This window comes from Microcoleus sp. T2B6 (assembly GCF_036700475.1).
GTDB lineage: Bacteria > Cyanobacteriota > Cyanobacteriia > Cyanobacteriales > Microcoleaceae > Microcoleus.
On record NZ_JAUBOZ010000078.1, the window covers coordinates 11,630 to 36,333 of the forward strand.

The 24,704-nt window shown below is 44.5% G+C and carries 24 protein-coding genes and 2 pseudogenes; 11 read left to right on the forward strand and 15 right to left on the reverse strand.

The genetic code is table 11. The features are described from left to right. Positions 1 to 7: 7 nt before the first annotated feature. Complete coding sequence (locus QUA00_RS26395) at positions 8 to 1,858, forward strand: hypothetical protein (RefSeq protein WP_333411717.1); 1,851 nt, start codon at positions 8 to 10, stop codon at positions 1,856 to 1,858. Positions 1,859 to 1,928: 70 nt separating this feature from the next. Here QUA00_RS26395 and QUA00_RS26400 read toward each other — a convergent pair whose 3' ends face one another. The 3 genes from QUA00_RS26400 to QUA00_RS26410 all read right to left on the reverse strand — a co-directional run bounded on the left by QUA00_RS26400 (position 1,929) and on the right by QUA00_RS26410 (position 3,887). Then, positions 1,929 to 2,771: a YheC/YheD family protein gene (locus QUA00_RS26400; protein WP_333411718.1), complete on the reverse strand. Its 843-nt coding sequence runs from the start codon at positions 2,769 to 2,771 to the stop codon at positions 1,929 to 1,931. Positions 2,772 to 2,858: 87 nt separating this feature from the next. Beyond that, positions 2,859 to 3,548, reverse strand: a complete 690-nt coding sequence (locus QUA00_RS26405; protein ID WP_333139673.1) for an ImmA/IrrE family metallo-endopeptidase — start codon at positions 3,546 to 3,548, stop codon at positions 2,859 to 2,861. A gap of 15 nt (positions 3,549 to 3,563) precedes the next feature. Continuing rightward, entirely contained in the window at positions 3,564 to 3,887 is a 324-nt protein-coding gene (locus QUA00_RS26410; protein WP_006634885.1) for a helix-turn-helix domain-containing protein, read from the reverse strand. A 254-nt stretch (positions 3,888 to 4,141) separates the two neighbouring features. On the opposite strand from QUA00_RS26410, the gene QUA00_RS26415 reads away from it, so the two are divergent. From QUA00_RS26415 to QUA00_RS26435, 5 genes are all read left to right on the forward strand, one after another. Continuing rightward, complete coding sequence (locus QUA00_RS26415; protein ID WP_006634886.1) at positions 4,142 to 4,408, forward strand: hypothetical protein; 267 nt, start codon at positions 4,142 to 4,144, stop codon at positions 4,406 to 4,408. Positions 4,409 to 4,500: 92 nt separating this feature from the next. Continuing rightward, positions 4,501 to 5,205 carry a hypothetical protein gene (locus tag QUA00_RS26420; RefSeq protein ID WP_333411719.1) on the forward strand — a complete coding sequence of 235 codons (705 nt, stop codon included), beginning with the start codon at positions 4,501 to 4,503 and terminating at the stop codon, positions 5,203 to 5,205. Positions 5,206 to 5,264: 59 nt separating this feature from the next. Beyond that, positions 5,265 to 5,633, forward strand: coding sequence for a hypothetical protein (locus QUA00_RS26425; RefSeq protein ID WP_333103326.1), 369 nt, complete (start codon positions 5,265 to 5,267; stop codon positions 5,631 to 5,633). 56 nt (positions 5,634 to 5,689) lie between these two features. After that, the gene (locus tag QUA00_RS26430; RefSeq protein ID WP_333103325.1) at positions 5,690 to 6,667 is read left to right on the forward strand and encodes a hypothetical protein; all 978 of its coding nucleotides are present in this window, start codon (positions 5,690 to 5,692) and stop codon (positions 6,665 to 6,667) included. A 76-nt stretch (positions 6,668 to 6,743) separates the two neighbouring features. Beyond that, complete coding sequence (locus tag QUA00_RS26435; RefSeq protein WP_333411720.1) at positions 6,744 to 7,823, forward strand: hypothetical protein; 1,080 nt, start codon at positions 6,744 to 6,746, stop codon at positions 7,821 to 7,823. Positions 7,824 to 8,014: 191 nt separating this feature from the next. On the opposite strand, the gene QUA00_RS26440 is transcribed toward QUA00_RS26435, so the two are convergent. Next, positions 8,015 to 8,371 carry a CU044_2847 family protein gene (locus tag QUA00_RS26440; protein WP_333139963.1) on the reverse strand — a complete coding sequence of 119 codons (357 nt, stop codon included), beginning with the start codon at positions 8,369 to 8,371 and terminating at the stop codon, positions 8,015 to 8,017. Positions 8,372 to 8,521: 150 nt separating this feature from the next. Here QUA00_RS26440 and QUA00_RS26445 point away from each other — a divergent pair, with 150 nt between their 5' ends. The 4 genes and pseudogenes from QUA00_RS26445 to QUA00_RS26460 all read left to right on the forward strand — a co-directional run bounded on the left by QUA00_RS26445 (position 8,522) and on the right by QUA00_RS26460 (position 13,396). Further along, entirely contained in the window at positions 8,522 to 12,049 is a 3,528-nt protein-coding gene (locus QUA00_RS26445) for an nSTAND1 domain-containing NTPase (RefSeq protein WP_333411721.1), read from the forward strand. Positions 12,050 to 12,102: 53 nt separating this feature from the next. Further along, on the forward strand, positions 12,103 to 12,483 hold the full coding sequence (locus tag QUA00_RS26450; RefSeq protein ID WP_333411722.1) for a hypothetical protein: 381 nt from the start codon (positions 12,103 to 12,105) through the stop codon (positions 12,481 to 12,483). 130 nt (positions 12,484 to 12,613) lie between these two features. Beyond that, positions 12,614 to 12,751: pseudogene (locus tag QUA00_RS26455) on the forward strand (Uma2 family endonuclease); the annotation flags it as partial. 363 nt (positions 12,752 to 13,114) lie between these two features. Continuing rightward, positions 13,115 to 13,396, forward strand: a complete 282-nt coding sequence (locus tag QUA00_RS26460) for a YiaA/YiaB family inner membrane protein (protein ID WP_172189332.1) — start codon at positions 13,115 to 13,117, stop codon at positions 13,394 to 13,396. A 95-nt stretch (positions 13,397 to 13,491) separates the two neighbouring features. Here the strand turns inward: QUA00_RS26460 and QUA00_RS26465 are convergent, their stop codons facing one another. From QUA00_RS26465 to QUA00_RS26500, 8 genes are all read right to left on the reverse strand, one after another. Next, positions 13,492 to 13,962 (reverse strand): ferredoxin, encoded by a 471-nt coding sequence (locus tag QUA00_RS26465; RefSeq protein ID WP_333411723.1) that lies wholly within the window; start codon positions 13,960 to 13,962, stop codon positions 13,492 to 13,494. A gap of 77 nt (positions 13,963 to 14,039) precedes the next feature. Continuing rightward, entirely contained in the window at positions 14,040 to 14,426 is a 387-nt protein-coding gene (locus QUA00_RS26470) for a DUF1257 domain-containing protein (RefSeq protein ID WP_242716193.1), read from the reverse strand. Positions 14,427 to 14,466: 40 nt separating this feature from the next. Further along, positions 14,467 to 14,676: a DUF2997 domain-containing protein gene (locus tag QUA00_RS26475; RefSeq protein WP_015176940.1), complete on the reverse strand. Its 210-nt coding sequence runs from the start codon at positions 14,674 to 14,676 to the stop codon at positions 14,467 to 14,469. Positions 14,677 to 15,033: 357 nt separating this feature from the next. Beyond that, positions 15,034 to 16,176: an RNA-guided endonuclease TnpB family protein gene (locus QUA00_RS26480; protein WP_333411724.1), complete on the reverse strand. Its 1,143-nt coding sequence runs from the start codon at positions 16,174 to 16,176 to the stop codon at positions 15,034 to 15,036. Between the two features lie 355 nt (positions 16,177 to 16,531). Next, positions 16,532 to 17,824 (reverse strand): response regulator, encoded by a 1,293-nt coding sequence (locus QUA00_RS26485; protein ID WP_333411725.1) that lies wholly within the window; start codon positions 17,822 to 17,824, stop codon positions 16,532 to 16,534. 60 nt (positions 17,825 to 17,884) lie between these two features. Further along, positions 17,885 to 20,392, reverse strand: coding sequence for an ATP-binding protein (locus tag QUA00_RS26490; protein ID WP_333411726.1), 2,508 nt, complete (start codon positions 20,390 to 20,392; stop codon positions 17,885 to 17,887). 30 nt (positions 20,393 to 20,422) lie between these two features. Then, positions 20,423 to 21,211, reverse strand: coding sequence for a molybdate ABC transporter substrate-binding protein (gene modA / locus QUA00_RS26495; protein ID WP_333411727.1), 789 nt, complete (start codon positions 21,209 to 21,211; stop codon positions 20,423 to 20,425). 99 nt (positions 21,212 to 21,310) lie between these two features. Next, positions 21,311 to 21,529 (reverse strand): hypothetical protein, encoded by a 219-nt coding sequence (locus QUA00_RS26500; protein ID WP_333411728.1) that lies wholly within the window; start codon positions 21,527 to 21,529, stop codon positions 21,311 to 21,313. Positions 21,530 to 21,785: 256 nt separating this feature from the next. Between QUA00_RS26500 and iscB the strand changes: the two are divergent. Continuing rightward, positions 21,786 to 23,061: pseudogene (gene iscB, locus QUA00_RS26505) on the forward strand (RNA-guided endonuclease IscB). A gap of 353 nt (positions 23,062 to 23,414) precedes the next feature. Here iscB and QUA00_RS26510 read toward each other — a convergent pair. The 3 genes from QUA00_RS26510 to QUA00_RS26520 form a co-directional block, all read right to left on the reverse strand. Next, a complete protein-coding gene (locus QUA00_RS26510) occupies positions 23,415 to 23,750 on the reverse strand; it encodes a hypothetical protein (protein ID WP_333411729.1) in 336 nt (111 codons plus the stop codon). Continuing rightward, on the reverse strand, positions 23,743 to 24,054 hold the full coding sequence (locus tag QUA00_RS26515) for an HNH endonuclease signature motif containing protein (RefSeq protein ID WP_333411730.1): 312 nt from the start codon (positions 24,052 to 24,054) through the stop codon (positions 23,743 to 23,745). Before QUA00_RS26515 ends, QUA00_RS26510 begins: the two co-directional genes overlap by 8 nt. Before the next feature lie 30 nt (positions 24,055 to 24,084). Further along, positions 24,085 to 24,704, reverse strand: a 620-nt coding sequence (locus QUA00_RS26520; protein WP_333411731.1) for a group II intron maturase-specific domain-containing protein, incomplete at its 5' end; no start/stop codon positions are given.

Genomic DNA, 24,704 nt, shown 5'->3' on the forward strand with positions numbered 1-24,704 from the left:
GCCAATTATGATTAACTTCAATTCCTTAAAGTTAATAGTCCCCAATAATTACTCGTTTGTTGGCATTCAAAAGAAAGATGACGAACTGTACTTTTATCTACCTAAAGGGTTTGATGCTCGACTATCTGAGCTTGACACATTTGTAGGTAAACGAGATTTGTTTTTCCTACTATATAAAATTTTCGGCACTTTTAAAGAAATCTGTATTGAGAAAGGTTATATAGATGATATTGATGAGTTTGGCACCCAGGATCGTGATGGTGTAATTAACAGTCATCGCGGTTCTGAAATTCAAGATGATGAAGACAACTCAGAAAATATATTTTACTCGAAGCTGGACATTATTACTCACTTTTTGAAGGCTTATGAGGAACCAAAAATTTTAGCCCTGGCTTATCGATTGGGCAAAAGTAACAAGTTTGATGTCAGCCAGATTCATAAATACTTACACCAAGCTGTGTATTTACCTAATCATGCAGCTTATGTCGATGAAATGCTATTTCCACGAGGAGTGATGCAGTTTGAATCTACTGATATTGTCACGATGTATTGCTATCTCTTTTGCGAGATTAAGCAGCAACTTGGAGAAGGGGTAAATGCTGAAATTACAGCATTAGCTGAGCGATTTCGTCAGCACCATCTCGGAAATCAAGACAGTCTTTTTGATGAACAGAGTTATGAGCAGGTTTTAGATATACTCAAGGAGGCCTTAGAAACAATTGACCATAATACACCCATAAAAGATGCTGATTATTGGCAGTATTACGAAGCAATCAAGTTATTTATTTATGGCAATTGGCATCAAGCAGAAAATGGTGAAATTTGGGGAATTAAAAATTTTCATAGTGTCTGGGAGTCGATGTGTTTGACTCATCTAGTACAAATAGTCGAGCCCTCATTGCTACTGTATTTGGATGATCGTTATGTAAGTTCTCGCACAGTGGAAAGAGCAAAATCATCGAATAAGCTCATTCACTTATCAAATGCTTTCGAGATAAATGGTTCTAAACTGATTCCCGATGCGATTATACTAACTTTGATTGCCCATAAAATCAAAGGTGAAAAGAATTATAAAGTGTCTGCTAATAATTGGGATGATTATGGCTATAAAACGACCATTGATGGTCTTGATATTAATTCCAGTGTGAAAGTTGTTTATATTGGTCAAACACCTGATAATCATACTATCAACAAGTTACGTGAATTATATAAGAGTGATAAAAACTCAGTAGATGTGATTATTAATGCTCGGTTACCCCAAAATTTTTACTCATTTTGGGAAATCGATTTTCCGCTTGATTCCGAATCTGTCCATAAAATGGATTACTTTAATCATGTCTTTTATTTAGCCCTAAAAAACCACATTACCGACTGGGATAGATTTTATAAAGAAATTCTTGAAGGCTTGGGTGTATTTTCTGGGCCTCTCTATAATGACCCAAATTTTGCTATTTTTCAATTCTCACTTTTGAGGGATAGAAGCATAAATATAACAGTTGAAAAAATGAAGGAAAAATTTAATAATTTTATTCAAGAAATTTTCCATCAAAATGAATATTTTTGTGAAATAATCGACATCAAATACTTAGACATTAAATACTTCCGAGATCCAAACAAAATTGAAGAAATTAAACGTAGAAGTATCCGTAAACAGTTTGTCTATGAGCACTTGCTTCAAAAGACTTTAGAGAAGAGAAAGGATCAATACAGTAATTTGAGTATTCGGAGTAGCTTTTGGCTCCCTAGCTACCTACCTGATGATTCAGAATTGTTACAAGATAGCTTGCCTTTCATGGATGGCTACATTAAATTAAAAAATGTGAATTTTAAGTTATTGGCTGAAACCTATTTCGCTTAAAGCCTTTCAGCTAAAATACAGCTTACACCACATTCATCTAAATACGATCGAGTACATTCAAATCGAGCATTTACGGCTTTTTGTTAACAATCAAGGTATCCAAGATGCCTTTAAACATTGTTACGACAATTTGGCGATCGTTATCTCTCACAAATATATCGTAGTTGGGACTTGAGTTAATTTCAATTAACCAATATGCTCCGTTTTTATCTACTGCTATGTCAAGCCCAGCATAATTAATCGCAATTTCTGCAAAAACAGGTTTAACAAAATCTTCAATCTCGGACATGAGATTAGAGTTAATTATATGTTTGGCTTTTGCACCTTCCCAGTGCAGCGGGCTTAAATTTCCCGCAAATTTAGCCTGAGATTTGTCTTTCTCGTACAGCAAAACTAGCTTTTCTTTGCAGAATACAGCCCGATATTCGTGGGCAATTTCGATATATTCTTGAGCTAGCGCCACATGGTCATAATCTTTGCTATTGACGTTAAATATAATTTCTAGGGCTTCTTTAATTGGCTCTCTAGTTTCACACAAAAAAACATTGTTGCCACCAGCACCGCGATTTCTTTTGAGAATCACCGGGAAAGCGAATTTTTTGTTTACTTCTAAAACTATGGATTCAATATCTGGGAAAGTCAAATACTTTTTATACTTCTCCTCGCAGTGAGGCGAGACAAAACCGAGAGTTCTGGGAGTATTTATATTGCCGTTTAATAGTTGATAAGTATATTCTTTGTCTTTAAAAATTTCTGCTACTGACGCGCTGTTAAATGGCGTCATGTAATTGACAAAATAATATTCTTCGCCGCCCTGTTTGAGTCTAATCAAGTTTTGGGAAGGATGCAGGATTTCGTAAGGGATATTTAATTCCTCACAAGCTGCCAGCAGGATTTCAATATTGGTTAGCATAAAATGTAACTTAATTAGAAATTAATTTTAAAGATTTGAGATTTAAGAATTGCTTCCAAATCTCAAACCTCAAATTAGATCGCACTTTTATCCAAACAATCGCTGCTGCCCGTTTGCCGCATCTTTCCCGGCATAAATCTCGCGCGTTCCCTTGGGAATGTAAATCCAATCGAATTCTTGCAAGCGGTTTGTCAAATTGGAAATGCTCACTCCCAATTCATCTCTCATTTTGTATAAATGCGACCACTTAGTTAAATCGCGTCCCTGTCTTTTTTCCTCCAAAATACACCGAGGCATCAACAAACAGCTTGCAAAATATTGCGCTTGCCATTCGATCGACAAAACCTTATTATCCGCACTCGCACCCCGACAAACAAACGGTTCCTCGACATCAGATGCCGTTTTTCCTTCATTCCCTAAGTTTAATTCCAACTGTTCCACAGTGCCGTCTGCTTCGTCTTGATTGACGTGTAGCACCCAGTGGCCGATTTCGTGGGCGATCGTCGATTCGATGAACCCCGGCGGTTTTTCGAGAATCTGTTCGTTGATTTCGATTAACCGCTGCTGCGGCAAAATCCTCGCCGCGATCGCACCTTCTTCATCCGGCTCAATGCACTCCCAAACTACGCCCAAATCCAGAAAATCAGCAACCGTTGTCGCATCAAAAGGCCATCTCGGAGCAAAATTTTGCGTTTTCTGCATCTGCATCAAGATGTCATTTGCCAAACGCTCGATCGTTTCTTTGGGATAGAAGCAATACGGCTTAAAAATACTCACTATGAGGGGCCTCTCTTACGCTTCAAAAGACTGTTTGAGCCAATCTGGATTTTCTTGCATTCGGCGGAAAAGAGCCTGCATTTCCTTCGGATTCTGCTTCAGCAGCGCTTCGTACTGCTGCGGCAGCCTCCCCGCCAAGAAAATCAATTCCTCTTCGTTTATGTCTAGATTCCGCGCTAATGCTCGGATTACCTCCTCTTTTGGCGCATAATCCGCTCGATCGTTCTCCAACTTCGACAAATAAGTAAAGTCCACACTTAGCATAGCTGCTAGCTCACGTTGTGAGTAAGCTTTGTCCTTGCGAGCTTGACGGATCAGTCTTCCAAATGTTTGTTCCACGGTTTTTTGCCTCCTGACAAGCATTCTAGCCTGTTTTGATGAAAAGTTCAACAAAATACTTGACGGGAAAATCAACCCGCGCTACCATGAAGTTAGTTGACGGTTTAATCAACCTACCGAACCTGACTGGTAGGGTTAAGGGTGCAAATTAGCCTAGCTCACACGCTACATATAGCGTCGTTAACTTCAGAGGAGTGAGAAGCGCTGGGCGTCAAAACGCTTGTACGCAGCAAATAAGGAGGAGCAGATCGCAAATGCTGAGAACCTGGACAGACACGCATTACAAGCTGGAAGACGATGACTGGCTATACATCGCCACCCACGAAGAACAAAGCTCAGCCTCACTGGTTTGTCCCGGCTACGCGCGGGATGGCGAAGGCTTCAGCATCCACTTCACCCCAGCGCACCTAGAAACATTAGAGCATTTGCTCGCCGCGCTGCGGATTATTAAAGCTCAACAAGAGGCGATGCTTGAGTATACCTATCCCGAACCAAAAGCGACAACACATCTCATTCGGTAATCGAAGTTCGGCCACCAGCAATGTACGAGATTTAACTGATTACCAATTACCAATTCCCGGTAAAGCAATAAAGAACTAAGGAAAAACGAACAATGACTACTAAAACACAAGAAAGACCTACATTTTCAGTATTTGGTGCCAAACCGAGCAATGCTTTGCTAGTACCAGAAATCCCGATCGCAGTACGTAACAATTGCCAAAGTGGCCAGTGGGCGATCGGCGACACCGACTACGGTTCAAAATGCTCAATGACAATCCTCAAATTCTCCAAATTCTTCGGTTCCCTCGGTCAAACTTCCCACACACTATGGGGTCAACTGTGGTTTGTCGCAGAAACCGGCGAATTGCCACAAGGAGTAGTCATGGTGACATACATCAAAAACCGCAGTTTGAGCGATTTTAACGGCTTAGTTGCCTCAGTTCAATCTCGCGGAGTAGAGCCTGCTACAGGTATTTTCATTCCCGAGTTTACCCAGCATTCCGGCGAAAAACCAGACGACAGCGGATTCGTTAAACCAATCAATTATTACAGTTTAAAATGGTCGTGGATGGAGCGTAGCAACTGGGCAATTATCGACCAAGCAGCAGCTATTTTGTCCGATATGAGCAATCAATCTCGGATGATCGATTTAGAAGGAACGCGGCAAATGGTGTGTTTGGATAATCTCCCTCCCCAGGAAGTTGCGCGCTTGATGGCCGCTCACGCTGGCGGTGAAAGCGATGCTATGGCTTTGAATTCTAACAGCGCTATGTCGTTGTCGCCAGCCGAAGACCAATTAACTGCTGACTTGTTCTAATTTTGTTGTAAAGGCGCGATTTAATCGCGCCTTTACCATAACTGTTACAACAGACTGAAATGAAGAAATTAACCAAGCTGAAAACCAAACCAAACCTGCAAGAAAGCCGTTTGAGAGAGAATCTTGAGCTGCTAGACCAAATTCGGACAGATGCAGTTAACGACATCGAAAGTCTCACCGAAGGCTTCCAGCACATGACTTTAGTTGCCGAATCAGTCCAGCGGAATTACAGAGCTTTGTTAGCCGAAAATCAATTGCTAAAAGGCGCACTTTTGAGTATAATTGATGAGTGCGCCTGCTGGGAAGGAAATCGGTGCGATCGCTGCTGGAAACTTCTCAAAATGCTAGCCAGCGATAATCCCGAAGAAAAACCCGACGCAGCCAGCAAGTACCGTTCCATTCTCAGCCAACTCCGCAACTTAGAATAACTAAAAACGTTTCAGTCACAAGTGTCTAAAACTTAGAATCAGGAGAAGCAAACATTATGACAATAGCAACTGCCAAGGATAGCAAAGCCCAAATTTTGCAAAACTTTCAGCAGATTTTAGCCGACAAGAAAAAGATCGAATCCAAAGTCGAAACCAAAGAACAGTCAGCCGAAAAAGCCAAAAACAAACAACTCCTCGAAGTCGCTTCCACCTACACAATTGACAGCATAGTCAAAGGCTTGGCTGACTTGCAATTAGATTTCGGCAGCATCATCAGCGGACTTTCCGAAAAACTAAAGGCGGAATCTTCAAAATTAGACGAATTAAAACGCGCGATCGAAATCGAAGCCCAACAATTGCAAGAGTTGCAGCAAATCCGAGTTGTAGCAGACGCCCTCCACATTTTAACTCAAGAGCACCGAGAAAAATTGACCCTGCTCGAACAAAACGCTGCTAACCAACGCGAAATTATCGAAAAAGACACGACCCAAAAACGCAAAATTTGGGAAAAAGAACAGCAAGAATTTGATGCAGCAGTTCAAGAAGAAACTGCACTCCTAACTAAAAAGCGCCAAGAAGAAACAGCAGATTATCAATACGAATTACAGCGCACTCGCAAAATCGAAACCGACGAATACGAAGAAACGAAGCGCAAACTAGAACGGGACTTGCAAGAATCTACTCGCGAAAAAGAGAAAAATTGGGTGGAACGGGAAAAAGTCCTCAGCGACAATCAAGCGGAGTTTGAAGAGAATCAAAGAAAAGCCGCCGGATTTGAAGAAGAACTCAAACAGGCTTATGTCAAAGCCAAAGAAGAAGCAATTCAAGAAGTTTCCCGCGAAGCTAAAGTCAAGGCAGATTTAGTGGATAAAGAATGGGAAAGCACTAAGCAAGGATATGAATTGAAAACGCAATCTTTGCAGCAGACTATTGAACGACAAACCGAACAAATCGCCGAAACTTCCGCGCAACTGCAAGCCACGATGAAGCAAGCGCAAGATTTGGCCATGAAAGCTTTTGCCAGCAAAGCTTAAAACCCAGTAAGGTGTGCAATGCCCACCTTACGGAAAAATGACAGAAATTTTCCCAACTATTAAGGAATGAAAAGTCATGAACAAAAGAGTTAGCGACAAAAGCACCAAAGCTGAAATTTTAGAAGCGTACAAGGAAGCAGCGCAAGAAAAAGCGCAGCTAGAATCGCAAATCCAACAGCTAAACGCTTCCCAAAAGCAAACAGCAGCCCCCGAAAAACCTATTGTGGAGGCACAAAAACCAATGGCTTTAACTCAAAATCCACAAAAAATGCAGTCTACAATCGACAATTTGATTTTGCTGCAATTTGGCTTTGGTGGCGCTGTCAGTGAGTTGTCGGAGAAATTAACTTCGGAAGCTGCTAAACTCGAAGAATTGCGGCGCACCGTGGGCGATGAAATTCAACAACTGCAAGAGTTGCACAGTTTAGAAGATGTTGCAGAAGATACGCTGGACAATTTAATTCAACAGTATGAAGAAAGCGCGAAAACTTTTGCTGGCGAACTCAGCGAACAGCGCGAAACTGTTGAACAGGAATTGTTGGAACGCCGGCAAGCTTGGGAAAAAGAGCAGGAACTCCACAAGTTGGCTATTAAAGAACGCAATGAGCATCACCAAAAAGCTCGCCAGCGGGATGAAGAGTTGTATGATTATGAGTTGAATCTTCAGCGAAATCTGGACATCGAAGAATACGAACAGCGCCAGAAAAGGCTGTATCAAGAAATTGAAGAGTTTCAGCAAGAACAGGAGAAACAGTGGGCGGAACGCGAAAAATCTATTTCGGAACGGGAAAAACTTTATGCTGAGGTGAAAGCTAAGGTAGAAGCTTTCCCGAAAGAATTGGAAGCTAATATCAAGAACGGGAAAGATAACGGCCGCAATATTGGCAATTATCAAGCTAAAGTTAAGGCTGATTTGTCTGCTAAAGATATCGAAGGGCAAAAGCAAAATTATGAACTGCAAATTCAAGGGATGTTACAGACAATTCAAAATCAAGATGCGCGCCTTGCTAGCTTGTCGAAACAATTGGATTCTGCTTTGAAACAGGTTCAAGATTTGGCGGTGAAGGCGATTGAGGGCTCATCGAATTTGAGTTCTTTGCAAGCAGTGAGGGAAATTGCGATCGAACAAGCGAAGACTCAGCAAAAAAATAAGTAGATAAGTAGTCCCTTTAGATACCCGATTTCTTGAAGAAGTCGGGTATCTGCCGTATTGAATGAGCGCATCACTCGGCGGTTGAAACCGCTCCTTGTCAAACGAAGTCCGCCTGCGCGGACTAAGAGAAAGTGCGTATTCTGTGTTGTTAGGTGGGTTTACTTAATTAGCTGCGATTAAGGATTAAGAACGGTTTAAGACTTTTCGCTTGCAGCAGATTTAGGAAACTTGCACTTTACCTCAATTTCTAAGTTGCCTTCTGCTGAACCTTCCGTAATGTAAGGGATGCCAGCTTTGCCACCCATTTTGATACCAAATTTCAGTGTTAGTTCTTCAACCTCAGCCGCACCAAAATCTTTAAAAGCCGTGACAGCATACATAGCATAACTGCGAATTAGCACGCGAGCTTGCTGCATCCGGTTAATCGCATCGCTTCGCACGTCCCTCTCTTCGTCAAAAGGACTATCCTCCTGTGAGGTTGCAGCTTCGTCAATTGTGACTTCGTATACTTCACCATCTGCTTTAAAAGCGAAACGCTGTAATTCTGACATAATGTTACCTTTTGTTAAGTTTGTGTAGAGTTTGCTTAAAGATAGAGCTTGCTTCCGAAAAGTTGAGTTATTCTAGCGATAGAATTAAAACAGCAATTCAGGGTGCGTGTCAACTAAGGCAGTATTTTTTTTAAATCCAGGTTGAACTAAATGGCTCGTTACGCCCTTGTTATTGGTATTGCTCAGTATCAAAGCTCCAACCTCAAACCCCTCCCTAAAGCGGCTACTGATGCTGAAGTTGTCGCACGGGTATTAGAGGAACATGGCGAGTATACTGTTACTCGACTGCCACATCGCTGGAACGCTGAGACCCAACGTTTTGAAGTAGCACCGCAAAAAAGTGTTTCTGCTGATGAGGTATGTGAAGCTCTGCAAAATTTGCTCTTGGAACGAGGTACGAAAAGTGATGTACTGATTTATTTTGCCGGTCACGGTCTGACTTTTTTTGATAACTTGGGGGAGCAAAAAGGAGCATTGGCTACTTCCGACTGTCAGGTGGAAATGGTGGGAAGACAGGTGGTCAATTATAAATACGGGATTGATTTGTCAAGCCTCAATCGGCTAATTAAAAAGTCGGAGCTGAGCAGTTTGGTAATGTTGTTGGACTGCTGTCATAGTGGATATTTTCTTGAAAGTCAGCTAGTGCAACAAACTTTAACCGCTTTCAGTACACAAAAGGATTATTATTTAATTACGGCTTGCCGGAGTTTTGAGACTGTAAAAGCTTTGGCTGGGGAAGCGCACGCCATTTTTACAGGAGCTTTGCTGAAGGGTTTGGCATCGGAAAATGCTAGTAGAAATGGGCAGGTCAGTGGCGATCGCCTATTTGATTATATCAGCAATGAACTTAAGGGCACTCAGTGGGGGCAAGAAGCGATTCGTATGGGCTGGGGCCGCTGCATTACTCTGGTAACGTATCCGCAACTAGAGACTTCGGCTACTGAAATTAATTTCGATCGCCAAAATCCGTATCTGGGACTCTCTGCTTTTGAAGCTGAACAAGAGAAGTATTTTTGTGGGCGGGAAGAAGCAGTTCGGACGCTGATTACCCACCTGACAAATAGCCGTTTTCTATCTGTTATCGGCTATTCTGGTTCTGGCAAATCTTCTTTAATAAAAGCGGGATTGCTGCCACAGTTAAGTCGGGATAGAATTCCTGGTAGCAGTAAGTGGCCCGTTGAATCTTTTACCCCTGGGAAACACCCCCTCGGAAAACTGGTGGATATTCTAGCTCGACATCGAGAGCAGAATCAGCTTTTTGTAATTTTTATAGATCAGTTTGAGGAGGTATTTACTCTCTGTGAAGATGAAGCCGAGCGACAGAGTTTTATCCGCCTGATTGCAGAGGAGATGAACGATTCTGAGCGAAAGAGCCGGATGATTATTGCACTTCGTGGAGATTTTTTAATTCGCTGCGGTAATTATCCAGAAGTTTTAAATTTGATCAATCACATTCCGACTACAACTTATATTGTCAAGTCGCTAGGGATTGAAGAGTTGCCAGAGGCGATCGAGAAACCAGCCGAACTGCACGGGGTAAAATTTGAACGGGGGTTAGTATCCCAAATTGCCCAAGATGTTGCCGGTCAACCGGGAGCATTACCGTTGTTACAATATGCTTTGAAGGAGTTGTGGCGAGTCTGCATAGAAAAACCCGAATCACCAGAGCCGTTACTGACGAAAAAAGGCTATGAAGAAATTGGCGGTGTTCAAGGGGCTTTGGAAAATCGAGCTAATGTGATCTACCAAAGTCTTAGTGAGGGCGATCGCACTTTTGTACGCAAGCTGTTTATGGAATTGGTGCAGTTGGGTGAGGGTACGGAGGTAACGCGCCGGCGGGCTGATTGGGATAGACTAAGGGCGATCGCGGATTCTCCAGAGCAGTTAGAGCAGGTAATTGGGTTGTTGGCTGGGGCGCAGCAGCGTTTAATTATTGTGGATGAAAACACGGTGGAAGTGGCTCACGAAGCTCTGTTGTGCCGGTGGAAGTTACTGAGTAATTGGATTGAAGAGGATCAGGAGAATATTCGGATTAGTCGGCGCTTAGAGATAGCTTGTCGGGAGTGGGAAGAAACTTATCGCCAGTCAGATGATGCGCTGTTGACGGGTGCGCGATTGGCGGAGGTTGAGGAGTGGGAGAAGAGGGTGCAGCCGAATTTGACTGGGGATGAGAGGGAGTTTTTGCGGAGGAGTGTTGGTAGGCGCGATCGGGAGGTGCAAGCTGAATTACAGCAACAGCGACAATTACGCGAAGCAGCAGAAGCAAAAGCTATGGCGGAATTGGAAAAGTCTATAGAAGCAGAAGCCAGAGCCAAAGCCGAAGCCGAAAAAGCTGAGGAGGCTAGAGCCAGAGCAAAGGTGGAATCACAAAAAACTAAGCTAGCAGTTAGAGGCGGAATTTTACTTGCCATGCTAGCAATTTTAACATCGGGATTAGCCGTGTGGGCTAAAGCCGAGAGTAATAGAGCAACAACAAATGAGATTAAGTCATTAACTGAATCAGCCACCACTTTTTTTAACGTTAATTATCAGCTAGAAGCATTAACAGCAAGTGTAAAGGCTTTAAAACAAATTCGGAAGCAACAGGGTGAAGTTCCAACTGCTATTAAAACAATTCTTGAGGAAGTTCGAGAACGAAATCGGTTAGACGGACATACCAATGAAATTAGAGATGTTAGTTTTAGCCCTGATGGTAATATCATTGCTTCTGCTAGTGATGATCAAACTGTGAGGCTTTGGAATAAAGAAGGAAAACTGTTAGCCGAACTGAAACATACAACTGGTAGGGGAGTGTGGGGTGTTAGCTTCAGCCCCAACAGCCAGACTGTCGCTAGTGCTGATACTGATGGTATTGTAAAAGTGTGGGATCTTAAAAAGATTATGAACAAATCCAATCCCGAAATAAAACTACCAGAACGCAATAGGTTAGATGATGTTATCAGGGTAACTTTTAGTAAAAATGGTAAATTCATTGCTTCTGTTCATTGGGATAAAACAGTAAGGATTTGGGATATAAAAACAAAAAAAATAAAAAAAACTATAATAGATAAAGATCATCCATCTGATTCTTTTTGGGTCAGTTTTAGTCCTGACGGTAAAAAGCTTGCTACAGCTAGGAGAGATAAGACTGTAAAAATTTGGCAAGTAGATAATGATACCCTCCCCAAAACTCTGACAGGTCATAGCAAGCTAGTCTATGCTGTCAGTTTTAGTCCCAACGGTGAAATGATTGCTTCTTCTAGTTGGGATAAAACTATAAAGCTCTGGCAGGTAGACAATGGCAAACTAATCAGGACTTTTGAGGGGCTTGAGGGACATAGCGATGAGGTTAACGGCATAGCTTTCAGCCATGATGGTACAATGATTGCATCTGCTAGTAAAGACAAAACTATAAAGCTATGGCAAGTAGCAGATGGCAAGTTAATTCAAACTTTTAAAGGGCATACTGATACAGTCAATAGTGTGAGTTTTAGCCCCGATGACCAGACAATTGTTTCTGCTAGTGATGATAATACACTAAGAATGTGGAGTTTAAACAAAGTTAGCATTCAGATTAATGAGGTCAATAAAATTTTGGAAAATAGTTGTAATTGGCTGAAAAATTATTTGCGAAATAATTCTAATGTTGCTGTTGAAGACAGGGGAATTTGCCCAATAAATTTTAGGCAGAGGGATTGACAGATCGAAAAATCGAATTATAATAAATAAAGTTGTGTTTAGCAGTCAAAAGAATGGAAGCACTCAGCAAATCTATTGAGCAGTTAAAAAAATCATCCAGCCAGATAATTTATGACACGGAGTTGACCAAAATAGTCCAAGATTTTAGTTCTGAGATGGAAGTAGCTGTCGGAGATGCTTGTACATCGGAAATGACCGAAGAAGATCAAACAGAAATTGCATACTTCGTAGATATTGTTAATGCAATCTCAAGTAACAAGGCTTTTTTAAGCAGAGTTTCAATTGACAAAATTAGCTCGACTTTAAACGCCGCTCAACAGAAGAGTTGTATGTGTTCCAAAAAACCATGCAAACCAGAAGCAATCATACAAGGAATGGTTGATTCATACGTAAAGAGATTGCAAGATTTGAGAAATTCAGGAAACGAGAGATAAGTGGCTTAACCGTTTATTTCAATTCAGTGAAAAGGCGATCGCCCCTTTGCCCCTCAAAAAAGCGATCGCCCCTCAGCCCTCCAACCCTCAAAAACTATACTAAAATCAGTACCCCCAACCATCAAACAGCATGGTACAACAACTCACCCCTGAAACCAAACCAGAAATCATCTACCCCGATCGCGACGCAGAACCAATGGCAGACAACACCAAACAATTCCGATGGATTGTCACTATTAAAGAAAATCTAGAAATCTTGTTTGCCAGCATCCTACCCAAGCTGAACAACAACGGCAGCGTGCAGAGGAAGCGATCGCCCAACTTGAACAAGAACGACAGCGTTATCAAACTTTCCTACAACAAATACAGCAGCAAACCATAGACCCCGACCCTAGTAATTAACAAAACGAATCCAACTAAATCAATCTCCCTTAGTCCAGTTTCCCAACTGTCTACTCCCACCCAGTCTTTCGAGAGCCTTAAACCCTATCTACAGCGTTCTAATTTTTAGTCAAAAGCCCGATCGCACTGTTCACTTATCGAAACTGTCCCTTCCTCTCCTGACCGCTTCAGTCGCACTCTCTATGCTTTAAGTTAATCAACCAAAAGATATATTTGACTTAGAGGCACTATGCAGAAACAAATCATACGCCAAAAAGATACTAATGCTTGGATACTTCAGTGCTGGGTTTCTTTTATTGTTGCCCTTTCCGCAACTACTGTAGGTATCATTTATTTACAGGTAGATCCCTGGCAAAAAGCTTTTATGGGTATGGGTTTAACTTTTTCAGTCGGCTCGTCTTTTACTTTAGCAAAAACCATTCGCGATAACAACGAGGCAACAACATTAACTGCCAGAATCGACGAAGCTAGAGTTGAGAAAATTCTCGCTGAGCACCATCCTCTCAAATAAACTTTAATTATACAATGTATACAAAAAACAGCCCGCGCGGGCTGTTTTTGTTGTTTGAGCCACAGGTTTCAAGCTGCGGATGGCAATTGTGGATTTCAATGGCCACCTTTGAACTTACGATCGCCCAACTTATTCTTTTGTCGCTGGCGAATACCGGCCTTAACTGTCGCCATATCCACCGGAAAACCAACGACAGGAATCACCTGATCCTTGCGTTCTTCTTCCAGATTCTTGAGTTCGGTGTAATCAACCCAGTGAATGCAATTCACCGGACAAGTGTCGATCGCCTCAGCAATCAACTCTTCAGAATCCCCGTCTTGTCGAACTACGCGCGATCGACCGTAATCCGGTTCAATATAAAAAGTATTGCGAGCAACGTGAGCACAGTGCTTACAGCCAATGCAGGTAATTTCATCAACATAGACACCTTTTTGGCGCAACACGCCGCCCAACTCCGGTTCCAAACCAGAGCGATCGGGCGCATCCCGCAAAAATCCCCCCAACTCCGGCTCTAAACCAGAGCGATCGATTGCTGTATCTATTCCGAGTCCAGAAAGCTCAGACATTTAGACCCCCACAATAGTAAATAAGTCCGCGAAAGCGGACTTTGATGAAACAAGATTGCAAAAATCTCGAAAAATTATTAAGCGCACCAGCGTTGCACCACCAAGCGGAGCGAACCGTCTTGATTTTGCTTTTGCTCAGAAATTTGGAAACCCTGCTTAGCGCTTTCATTCACCACAGTATGGTAAGCGTAGCGCTGAGTCACCTTATTCAGAAAACGGTCTACAGACCAAGCTTGCTGCCAAAACTGCAAGTCAGCCACCAATTCATACTCAGTCCCGTTCCAGCTAAAACCTACGTCGTAGCCGTTTTTTTGTTCAATCACGACCTCAGCGGTGCTGGTTAGGCCGCGATAGCCACGCACCTCAGTTGGGCCCGACTTCCAGTCGATACCCAAGTCAGTTAAAGCAGCTTCCAAAGAATTCAGATTGCGGATCTGGGTCTTAATTTGGCTAAAGTGTGACATGGTGATTCCAAAAAAAATTAAGTGAACTCAACAAAAAAAATTACCAATCGCTAAAAGCCACTTGGGCCGTCGCTTCGGCTGACTGATGCAGCGCTTGCGTGAAATATTCCGATGTTGACTCTTGATGAAGCACCACGCCGAGCTGAGCTTCAATTGCAGCCGTTACCTCAGCACAGGAAGCACCGACAATGCCGGTGACGGTTTCCTGTACGCGGCCATCTGGATAGATCACAAACTCTAGTGTTTCCATAATGCGGGCTGACTGAATAGGAATATTGAGAACAGACACCGACACCAGCAAGCCAGGGACGATGCCTCCTGAAGTAGCTTCTTGAGAGTTGGCTGACTGACAAAGCGCTATATCAATTTTGACGAATTGATAGGTTTTGAGTCACAACTTAACAGAAGTTATTAATAGGTAGAAGCAATACATCAGTTGTATGTAAAGTTTCGCGTAGATTGTGACATCAGTCAAGTCATACATGAGTCGCGAATATTAGCAAGGGCTATTTGGGTGGGATCGATCGTGGGGGAGGGAGGATGAATCGCGAGATAGTAGGCCGAGGTTGACATACTCCCCCGGCTCTTATCACGGGGGATTCTAAGCTCAGACAGCGATTGCAGGCATAGCCTGTCTAACATCGCCTAACTTAACGGTTGATGCCCCAACCGCACAAATATTTTTAGCTGCATTCTCGTCTCTGTCGTTCACGTTCTGACAGGACGGACATCGCCATTCTCTCGTATTCAAATCCAACTTTTTTAGGACGTGTCCACAATGATTGCAAGTCTTAGAGGATGGATACCACTGATCAATGAAGATCACCTGCTTATTTTTTTTCTGGGCAACCCATTCGAGAACTTGGAGAAATTCGCCGAATGCCAGGTCTGAGATTTTACGTCCCCAAAGTCGTTGCATTCCTTTTAGATTCAACGTCTCAAAGCACAGCACGTCGAACTTATCAGTTAGTTCGTGAGCCAATTTCCAGAACCAATCAGAGCGACGATTCACTACGTCCTCGTACTTGCGAACTAGATTGAGTCTTGCTCTTTCCCGGTTCGCTGAGCCTTTCCGTTTTTTGGAATGCTGACGATTTGCTTTCTTAATAGCGTTGAGGGACTGTTTCAGAAATTGCGGTGATTCGATTTTCGTTCCATCTGAGCCGGTGATAAACGTTTTTAAGCCGAAATCAAAGCCAGCGATTCTACTCGTCTCGACTTGGGTTTCAGGTTCTTCAACGCTGTCAACGACCACAACCATAAATAGCTCTCCTAAGGTCGTGCGTTTAATGGTTAACGTCTTGACCGTCCCCTCTATCTCTCTGGAATTCCAATACTGATAAACGCGATTCCCAATCTTAATTCGATTGCCCCCTAATAATTTGTAGCCAGCTTGCTTGAGAGTGAACGATTTGTATCTGCGAACTTTCTTGAATCCGGGCGGTCTAACTCCTTTCTTGTGATGCTTAAAAAACAGTTGGTACGCTTTCTCAATGCGTTGGCAGATATCCTGCACAGCTTGAGAGCCGACCGTTTGCCAGAACGCTTTACGCTTTCTGTGTCTGGCAATATGGGATTGAAGTTTTGCACAATTCAAATGCTTTCCCCACATCCGGTAGTACCGTTTATGGAGTGCAATACAATGGTTGTAGATCACCCCGGCAGCATTGATACTTCGCTTGAGGTGTCTATTCCGCTTGCTTTGATATAGCTTAAACTTCAATGTTTTCATGCTATTATTGTAGATCATCTAGATCTACTTTGCCATAAAAAAAAGCGTATTTTTTATGCTGACTGATGAAGAGTTTGAGAAGCTAGAATATTACTGCGAATCACCCGGCAGATCGAAATCAGATGCTCTAAGGGAGCTTATTAGAAGCCTTAAGATCAAGAAAAAGCCGTCAAGCGAAGGACGAGGCTTTAGACCCAATTTTTCGGTAAAAAATAGTTGAATGCGTTACTGGTAGGGGTTAAGGTGCGTAATCAACACCCTACAGTATTAGTTTGTGAGTAAGTCCTGTTACCATAAAATCCTAATTAGTATTCTCTAAGATAAAGAGTATTCAAATTGATTGATAATTGTTGCGGCAACCGCAACGCTTCTTTTAAGCAACCTGTGCCATGACCTGCAGCAGCGGAATCTTTACTACAAACTCAGTGCCCTTATCCAGAGTGGAATTACACTCAATCTTGCCGCCGTGTTTTTCAGTGACGATTTGATGACTGATCGACAGTCCCAAACCAGTGCCTTTGCCCACGGGTTTGGTGGTGAAGAACGGATCGAATAGTTTAGAGCGAATGAGTTCCGGGATACCGACTCCATTATCGGCAATGCTAATCGCGATCGAGTTAGCACTACCGATCGAGGTGCTGATGGTAATGGTAGGTTGTTGGTTATCCCTGACACCTGATGTCTGCAAGGCATCGATCGCATTACTGATGATATTCATGAATACCTGGTTGAGTTGACTGGGGTGGCATTCAACCTCCGGTAATTGCCCGTAGTTTTTGATGACTTGGATGGCAGGAAAATCGGGTCTGGCTTTCAGACGGTGTTGCAAAATCAACAGAGTGCTGTCGATACCTGCATGGATATCAACAGATTTGCAGTCCGCTTCATCAAGGCGGGAGAAGTTGCACAGGGAGAGCACCAGTTGGCGAATCCGATCGCTCCCCATTTTCATCGAACCCAGCACCTTCCAAAAATCCTCTTGCAAAAATTCCAGATCCAGGTATTCTGCCCGCTCTCGGATTTCTGCTACCGGATTGGGATAGTGCTTCTGGTACAGTTGCACCAAGTCCAGCAGCTCCTGAGTGTATTGTTTGACATAGTTCAGGTTGCCTTGAATGAAATTCACCGGGTTGTTGATTTCGTGTGCCACTCCCGCCACCAATTGGGCTAGCGCAGACATTTTTTCACCTTGCACTAGATGGACTTGGGCTTGCTTGAAACTTTCTAAGGCCTGGTTGAGTTCGTTGGTGCGCTGTTCCATGATCCGGGTAGCATTCCGCAGTTGGAGATGCACCCGAATCCGTGCCAAGACTTCTTCATGCTGAATCGGCTTGGTGATGTAGTCTACAGCACCCAGGCTCAGCCCTTTGACCTGATCCACCGAGTCGGAGAGGGCGGTCATGAAAATAACTGGAATATCGCGAGTGGCCGGATTAGCTTTGAGTCGCTGACAGGTTTCAAAACCATCGATGCCTGGCATCATCACATCCAGCAAAATCAAATTTGGCTCAGACGATTGCACTCGTTGCAGGGCAGTTTCACCATTTTTGGCGATCGCCACCCGGTAGCCCTGTTCGCTCAACAAATCAAACAATACTTGCAGATTAGTTGGGGTATCATCTACGACTAAGATCGTGTTTTCTTGAGACATAGAATAGACTGACATTAGCAAACTCCTAAATATATTGAAGCGATAAATGGTTCATGGTGGATCGATATTAAGTGGCTAAACCCGTGGCTCGATTAGACGCAGAATGGCTTCCTCATCAAACTGTTGACTCAGTTCTAGAACTCGGTTCCCAAAGGCAATATATTCCGGCGTTAATTGCTTCAAGCGATGGGCTTCCTGCTGGATATCGGTCATAAAACCACCTTGAGCGGCAGCATAGAGGGTTGCCAGTTCAGCAGCAGGCGGTATTATCATGCTAACCTCATCGGCGTTGCTGACAGCGGGTTGAGTCGCCTCTGTTTCGGTTTCATAAATCCACTGCAATTGTAGATATCGCTGCAATTCGGCAAGCAACCCAGTAAACTCGATCGGTTTAGGGAAAAAGCTATTGCACCCTGCATCGAGACTTTCCTGTATATCCACCTGAGACAGAGTAGCAGGGGAGGCAATGATCGGAGTTTGGGCAAAGTCTGGCAATTGTCGCAGGCGACGGGTCATTTCTAAGCCATCCATAATCGCCATATGTACATCGGTAATAATCAAGTCGGGTCGTGTCTGGATAGTAGTATCAAAACCTGCCTGCCCATTATCAGCTTCTGTCAGCTTGAAGCCCAGCGGTTCCAACATATTCACTGCCACCAGACGGTTTTCTTCGCGATCGTCAATGACCAGAATTTTGCGTCGTTCGCCCTGATAGCCAATAACCTTGTGGTTGGCGAGTGCATTTTGTGTTGTCCAATCCGATGCTGGAAGCAAGTCGATCTCAAACCAAAAACTGCTGCCCTGGCCCACTACACTCTCGACGTGAATTTCGCTGTCCATCTTCTGGAGGATTTGTTGACCGATGGCAAGTCCTAGTCCAGTGCCTTCGATGTTGCGATCGCGTTTCCCGGCCTGCTCAAAGGGTAAGAAAATCGTGGATAGTTTTTCTGGGGCAATGCCAATGCCAGTGTCTTTAATTAGGAAGCGAATTCTTGAAAGTTTTGAGTTTTGAGTTTTGAGTTCTGAAGTTGAGTCTTCTGAGTCCACCACTTCTACCCGAAACGTGACGGTGCCAAAATCGGTAAATTTGACCGCATTGCTGAGCAGGTTGAGCAACACTTGCCGCAGGCGTTTGTCGTCAGCATGGACGGCAGTGGGCAGGTTGCTCGCGGGCTGGTAATGAAACTCTACGCCTTTTTGCACTGCCTTGACGCGGCAAATATCCACAGTAGAAGAGAGGAAGTTAGCCAGATGGAAATCCTGGGGATAGAGTTCCATCTTTTGCACTTCCAGCTTGGACAAATCCAGAATGTCGTTGATCAGGGTGAGTAAATGGGAACCGCATTGATAAATCACCCCCAATCCTTTCATCTGCTTGGCGGTGGTGCCGGGGTCGCGCTGGAGGATTTGGGTATAGCCGAGGATGCCGTTGAGGGGGGTGCGGAGTTCGTGGTTCATGTTGGCAAGAAACTCGCTCTTGGTGCGGTTGGCAACTTCGGCAGCTTCTTTTGCGCGCAATATCTCTAGTTCTACCAACTTACGATCGCTAATATCGCGGCACACAACAACTCCCCCTTTCAATGCACCACTGGCATCTTTGAGCGGTCTGCTACTAAGTGTCAGCCAGAAACCCTTTGGGGTCTGGCGATGACGAGTAAAGATTTCCATATTGTCTACCTGCTCACCCCGAACAGCCCGCACTAAGGGAATTTGCTCTGTTGGGAGCGGAGTTACCCCATCGGATAGAAACAGTCCATACTGCTGTGACCATTCTTCCGGCTGGCCGTCGGTTATTTTGCCAAAAATCTGCTCGGCAGCGGGGTTAAACACCAGGAATTGACCATTTTCATCGACAACGAGCACGGCATCGCTCATGCTGTTGAGGATTAGTTGCAACAGGCTAGTCTGGTTTTGAAACGTCTGGTTACTTTGCTGAAGGTCGGTTTCGGCTTGATTCCGCTTCAGGATTTCACTGCAAATCAGGCGGTAAGTCCACAAAATAATTCCTAGGTTGAGGACGATGCCCACCAGAAATGCCATCATTGCCAGAAGGGTTGTGTGGGTGGCAACTTGCTGTTTCTGCCGCCACCCTACGGTTTCGATCGCTTCGATCTGCTGGGTCAGCAGCGTCATCTCGTCGAGCAGTCGTGGGGGGGTGCGATCGATCGCCGCCGCCAGCCCTTTGGTGTCCCGGAGTTCCACGCCCTGCCGCAGTTGCTCCAGGCGACGCTGGAGAAATTCTTCCAGGCGCTTGGTAGCTGCCTGTTGGCGGGGATCGTTCTCTAGCAACCTTTGCAATTGTCGCAATTCTTGATCGACATCGATCGTCCGAAGCCCAAATTTCCTCAAGTCATTTTTGTTTTGCGCCAGCAGGTATTGCCGCTGGATCTTTTCAGCATCCTGAAATGCACTGGTCAACGCTTCCAAACTATTGAGCGCTTTTAGATGTTGGGCGATCTGGCGGTTAGTTTCTAAGGTGCGGTTAGCGCTCCAAAAAGCGATTCCACTCACTGCTACTGCCAGGAAAGTGGCTGCTCCCAAGCTCCCGGCAACGGTTTTGAGAAAGTTAGAGGGTTGTTTCATTATGTCTGTCTCGTGCTTAGTTTCTTCGATCTAAGACCGCAGAGGGCGGAGTCCAAATTTTTGAAAGACTGCCATTGCCCGATCGGTGCTTAAAAAGTCCAGATACGCCTGCATTTCCTGGAGATGGGGAGAGGTTTTAACCACAGCGGCACCGGAGCGAATTGGCTCATAGAGGTCGGGCGATACGGTGGCTAACACCTTGACCTTGGCAGACGCTTTGGCTTCTGGCAGAAAGGTAATGCCCACCTCTGCCTCTCTCTGCTCGACGGCTCGCAAGACTTCCCGCACATCCACCTTTGCCCAGACTGCCTTGGACTCCACTGCCTCAAGGATGCCTAACCGACTCAGAATGGCGTGACTATATTTGCCAGCCGACAAATCTTTGTTGCCCATTGCCACCGTTTTGAGGCGATCGCTCGCTAACTCGTGCAAATCAGTCAGTTGCACCGCAGAATCAGCCGCAGCAATCACCACAATATCGGTGGTCACTAACTCCCGACGGCTTTCGGGCAGAATTAGCCCTTGGGCTTGCAACACATCCAGCGGTGCAATATCGGCGAACCAAACCGCATCAAAAGGTTCTGCCTGGTCAACGGCTGCCCGGATTAAGGCAGCTCCGGCAAATATCGGATTCAACCAGATATGGGGGTGTTCCTGCTGATAGACTTGATCGATTTCCTCCACGGCAGTGCGAACCATGCCTGACACAGCCAAATTGAGCGTCACCGCCTGGATTTGGGGTGCCCAGGAGCAACAGCCCAGCCAGAGGGTGAGCGCCAAGGAGAGGAAGCACAATGTCAGCCATCGGAGGAGTTTCATATCAGGTTTCCTGAGATTTCAGTTTCTAAGCCCTGGATGGGGCTGTAAATTTCGGAACAGTCACTACAGCGAGTCTCGGTTGTCTTTAATATAAAGTCTCTAATATAATTTCTTGGCAATGATACAAACCATTCCATTAATCATCTCGTTCTGAAGTACCTGTAAACCTATTTCAGATAGCCGATCGCACAACCAATTTTTATTGAGCCTCAGTTTTTGGTAAGAACTGGCACTGAATGACCACCGATCGCCCTGTTTTTGATAGAGTAAGTCATGGACTGCTACGCTGTTTTCCTGATACTCCAAGAAACAAGTCATGAACCCCATGCCTAAAGGCAGGGGCTTGTAGACTGTCCGACTAACGCAAGCGGGATACAAGCCAGAACACGACCAGCCTCAGACGCAACGAGCGTCTACGTTTTCAAGGTCACGATACCTACAAATGCGTCGCTAGTTTGTAGCCCTATCGTTGGTTGTTAAACATCTGTAATGGGTTAAGGAAGTGCAGCCAACATGACAAGCCTTGAAAACATTGGCGAAGCGAACGTTACGAGCAATCAGAGGAGACGCAACAATGTCTAACTTTGTTTTTGTAATTGATACCAATCGCAAACCGCTATCACCCTGTAAACCAGGAATGGCAAGGTCATTGCTGAAAGCTGGAAAAGCAGCGGTATTTCTCCGCTATCCGTTTACGATTGTTTTGAAAAAAGCAGTTGAGACGAATCCTGAACCGCTAGAACTGAAATTAGATCCGGGATCGAAAGTCACGGGGGTTGCAATCAAACAGGACAACAAGATTATCTTCGGAGCCGAACTGCAACACCGGGGCCAGCAAATTAAAGATGCACTTCTCTCTCGCCGTCAACTTAGGCGAGGAAGACGCAATCGCAAAACTCGATACCGTAAGGCGCGATTCCTCAATCGCACTCGCCCCGATGGTTGGCTCGCTCCATCGGGGCAACACCGAGTCGAAACAATACTTACATGGGGGAGCAAATTGATTCGACTCGCTCCCGTTGCCAGCATTGTTCAAGAGTTAGTGCGGTTTGATTCTCAACTCATGCAAAACCCTGAAATCTCAGGCGTTATGTATCAGCAGGGAGAATTGCAGGGTTACGAAGTCCGGCAGTATCTCTTGGAAAAATGGCATCGGCAGTGCGCTTATTGCTCGGCTGAAAATGTACCTTTTGAGGTTGAGCACATTCAGCCCAAGTCAAGAGGTGGCTCTGACAGGGTTTCCAATTTGACACTGGCTTGTCACGATTGCAATCAAAAGAAAGGCAATCAGGATGTTCGAGCATTCCTGGCCGCTAAACCCGACCTGTTAAACCGCATCCTCAAACAAGCAAAGCTACCACTCAAAGATGCAGCAGCGGTCAACTCAACCCGATGGGCATTATTTAATGCACTTAAAGAAACGGGATTGCCCGTCACTACTGGCACGGGCGGACAAACTAAGTTCAATCGCCATCGGTTAGGGTTGGCTAAATCGCACTGGCTTGATGCTGCGTGTGTGGGCAGCGTTGACACGCTCAAAGTATTGACTTCAAAGCCTTTGTTGATTGTGGCAAAAGGTCAGGGGACACGACAGATGTGCGGCACAAACCAGTACGGATTTCCCATTCGGCACAAGTCCAGAGTGCAAATTCACAAAGGGTTTCAGACTGGCGATATTGTCAGCGCAACCGTTACCGCAGGGAAGAAAGTCGGCTCTTATACAGGGCGGCTTCTATGCCGTGATCGACGGCAGTTTTGATATTGTAACGAAGGCTGGGAGAGTAACAGGTATTAGCCACAAGTATTGCAAAGCAATCCACAAAAAAGATGGCTATAGCTATGGGTTTTAAAAATATTTCAAGGCGACGGTCGTCGCTGCCGCTTTCCTCCCCATGTCTAAAGCCAGGGGCTTCTCGCTCGTTTTTCGGTGAGGATTGTACATTCATCACTTTGTACAGGAATAAAACGCTGAGTTCCATGAAGATCTGCTGAAACATAATCGCGGAAAGTTAAAATCAACATCCCATTCTCAATCAGCGAGCGCTCAATGTCCAAAAGTAATGAATCGACAGCACTCAATGATTCTAGGTGTGTAAGTGTGTCGCCCATGCAAACAATGAGCTGCGCCTGTTCCTGAATATGTTGCGAGAAATTAAGCAGATCGTCTTGATACTCCCCACTGATGAATCAGGGAGATTCTTAACTAAGTCCACAAGGGGACTTTCAAAGGTGTTATCAAATCACCTCTACTGACTCCCTTGAGACAAAGCCCCAAAGTTGCCGCTACTTTTCTACCGATATTGCCTGCCCCATTGCAATCTGCATTAATCAAAAAACCTTCAAGAGTGCGATACAATCCGCGCTTAACTCTTTGACCGCAAGGTTGCCACCCTTCTGGTTTTTCGCAGAATTTAGGTAGCAAATCAAGGTCAATAAAATTAAAGTCGGCGACACTCTCACGAGCGCCGCCGCTCTCCAAAACCGTGCGTGAAAATTTCTCTTCACACGGCTCCTCAATGACTCGGTGATTGTCACTCATACCGCGTTACCAACATATCCTCTTTCCAGAACCATTCTGTATGTGAGGGTGGCTTAGGTTTAGCACTTTTGCAGCTAGATTTTGTACCCAGGCTGCCATCTGTTGCAGTCTTTATATCGTGGCAATGTCTGTGAAGTAAGTCCCAGTTGTCATAAGAATCCTTTCCACCTTTCGATTTAGGAATTCTGTGGTCAACTTCCATCACATCTTCGTCTCGAAAATGTAATCCGCAGTGAGAACATTTACCCTTTTGAATCTTAAGAAGTGTTGCCACTCTTTTGGGACTTTCAGGGTGTTTTCCCATTCTTGTACTCCAATACACCAGGTTTCCGTCCTATGGTGACGATTCGCCTTTAACTTTGGCGTGGTCTATGATTTTTATTTGACCATGTTTACGTAACCGGAGTGGGTTAGTCCCTTCTTCCCTGGTTGCGAATACCCAGTGGTCATGGCCTATGGTTTGCCAGTATTTATTTGACACCCATGTTTTCGATTTATGATGGCGATGATTTGCCCAAGCTCTGAGTTTTTGATACACCAAAGAGTCTAATTCATAGAAGACTTTGCTACTTGGAACCGTTCGGTAATAGTTGGCCCACCCTATAATTAGAGGATTTAACCTCTGGATTAAATATGATTGAGATTTGGTTTTGTGGGTGTCTATTACTCTTGCGATTTCTTTGAGGTGTATCTTGACTTTTTCCGGGCTTGGGGTGATGACTGTGCTGAAACCCAGTAGTTTACCTTGGGGATTTTTCCCGCTAGTGTATTTGCCCGATGGATATTGCCTGACTTTGAAGCCCAGAAAATCAAATCCTGGAAACTGTCCCTCATGGCTGCTCATTGTGTGAGCTATCCTTGTTTTACTGGATTTTAGCTCCAAACCCATGCCTTTTAACCATTCAGAGATTATCTCTTTACACTTTTGAACAACGGTTAAATCACGCGCGAGAA

Coding starts and splice junctions, on each gene's coding strand:
- QUA00_RS26395 (WP_333411717.1), top strand. CDS start 8: ATGATTAACTTCAATTCCTTAAAGTTAATAGTCCCCAATAATTACTCG.
- QUA00_RS26400 (WP_333411718.1), bottom strand. CDS start 2,771: ATGCTAACCAATATTGAAATCCTGCTGGCAGCTTGTGAGGAATTAAAT.
- QUA00_RS26415 (WP_006634886.1), top strand. CDS start 4,142: ATGCTGAGAACCTGGACAGACACGCATTACAAGCTGGAAGACGATGAC.
- QUA00_RS26420 (WP_333411719.1), top strand. CDS start 4,501: ATGACTACTAAAACACAAGAAAGACCTACATTTTCAGTATTTGGTGCC.
- QUA00_RS26425 (WP_333103326.1), top strand. CDS start 5,265: ATGAAGAAATTAACCAAGCTGAAAACCAAACCAAACCTGCAAGAAAGC.
- QUA00_RS26430 (WP_333103325.1), top strand. CDS start 5,690: ATGACAATAGCAACTGCCAAGGATAGCAAAGCCCAAATTTTGCAAAAC.
- QUA00_RS26435 (WP_333411720.1), top strand. CDS start 6,744: ATGAACAAAAGAGTTAGCGACAAAAGCACCAAAGCTGAAATTTTAGAA.
- QUA00_RS26440 (WP_333139963.1), bottom strand. CDS start 8,371: ATGTCAGAATTACAGCGTTTCGCTTTTAAAGCAGATGGTGAAGTATAC.
- QUA00_RS26445 (WP_333411721.1), top strand. CDS start 8,522: ATGGCTCGTTACGCCCTTGTTATTGGTATTGCTCAGTATCAAAGCTCC.
- QUA00_RS26450 (WP_333411722.1), top strand. CDS start 12,103: ATGGAAGCACTCAGCAAATCTATTGAGCAGTTAAAAAAATCATCCAGC.
- QUA00_RS26460 (WP_172189332.1), top strand. CDS start 13,115: ATGCAGAAACAAATCATACGCCAAAAAGATACTAATGCTTGGATACTT.
- QUA00_RS26465 (WP_333411723.1), bottom strand. CDS start 13,962: ATGTCTGAGCTTTCTGGACTCGGAATAGATACAGCAATCGATCGCTCT.
- QUA00_RS26470 (WP_242716193.1), bottom strand. CDS start 14,426: ATGTCACACTTTAGCCAAATTAAGACCCAGATCCGCAATCTGAATTCT.
- QUA00_RS26475 (WP_015176940.1), bottom strand. CDS start 14,676: ATGGAAACACTAGAGTTTGTGATCTATCCAGATGGCCGCGTACAGGAA.
- QUA00_RS26480 (WP_333411724.1), bottom strand. CDS start 16,176: ATGATCTACAATAATAGCATGAAAACATTGAAGTTTAAGCTATATCAA.
- QUA00_RS26485 (WP_333411725.1), bottom strand. CDS start 17,824: ATGTCAGTCTATTCTATGTCTCAAGAAAACACGATCTTAGTCGTAGAT.
- QUA00_RS26490 (WP_333411726.1), bottom strand. CDS start 20,392: ATGAAACAACCCTCTAACTTTCTCAAAACCGTTGCCGGGAGCTTGGGA.
- modA (WP_333411727.1), bottom strand. CDS start 21,211: ATGAAACTCCTCCGATGGCTGACATTGTGCTTCCTCTCCTTGGCGCTC.
- QUA00_RS26500 (WP_333411728.1), bottom strand. CDS start 21,529: ATGACTTGTTTCTTGGAGTATCAGGAAAACAGCGTAGCAGTCCATGAC.
- QUA00_RS26510 (WP_333411729.1), bottom strand. CDS start 23,750: ATGAGTGACAATCACCGAGTCATTGAGGAGCCGTGTGAAGAGAAATTT.
- QUA00_RS26515 (WP_333411730.1), bottom strand. CDS start 24,054: ATGGGAAAACACCCTGAAAGTCCCAAAAGAGTGGCAACACTTCTTAAG.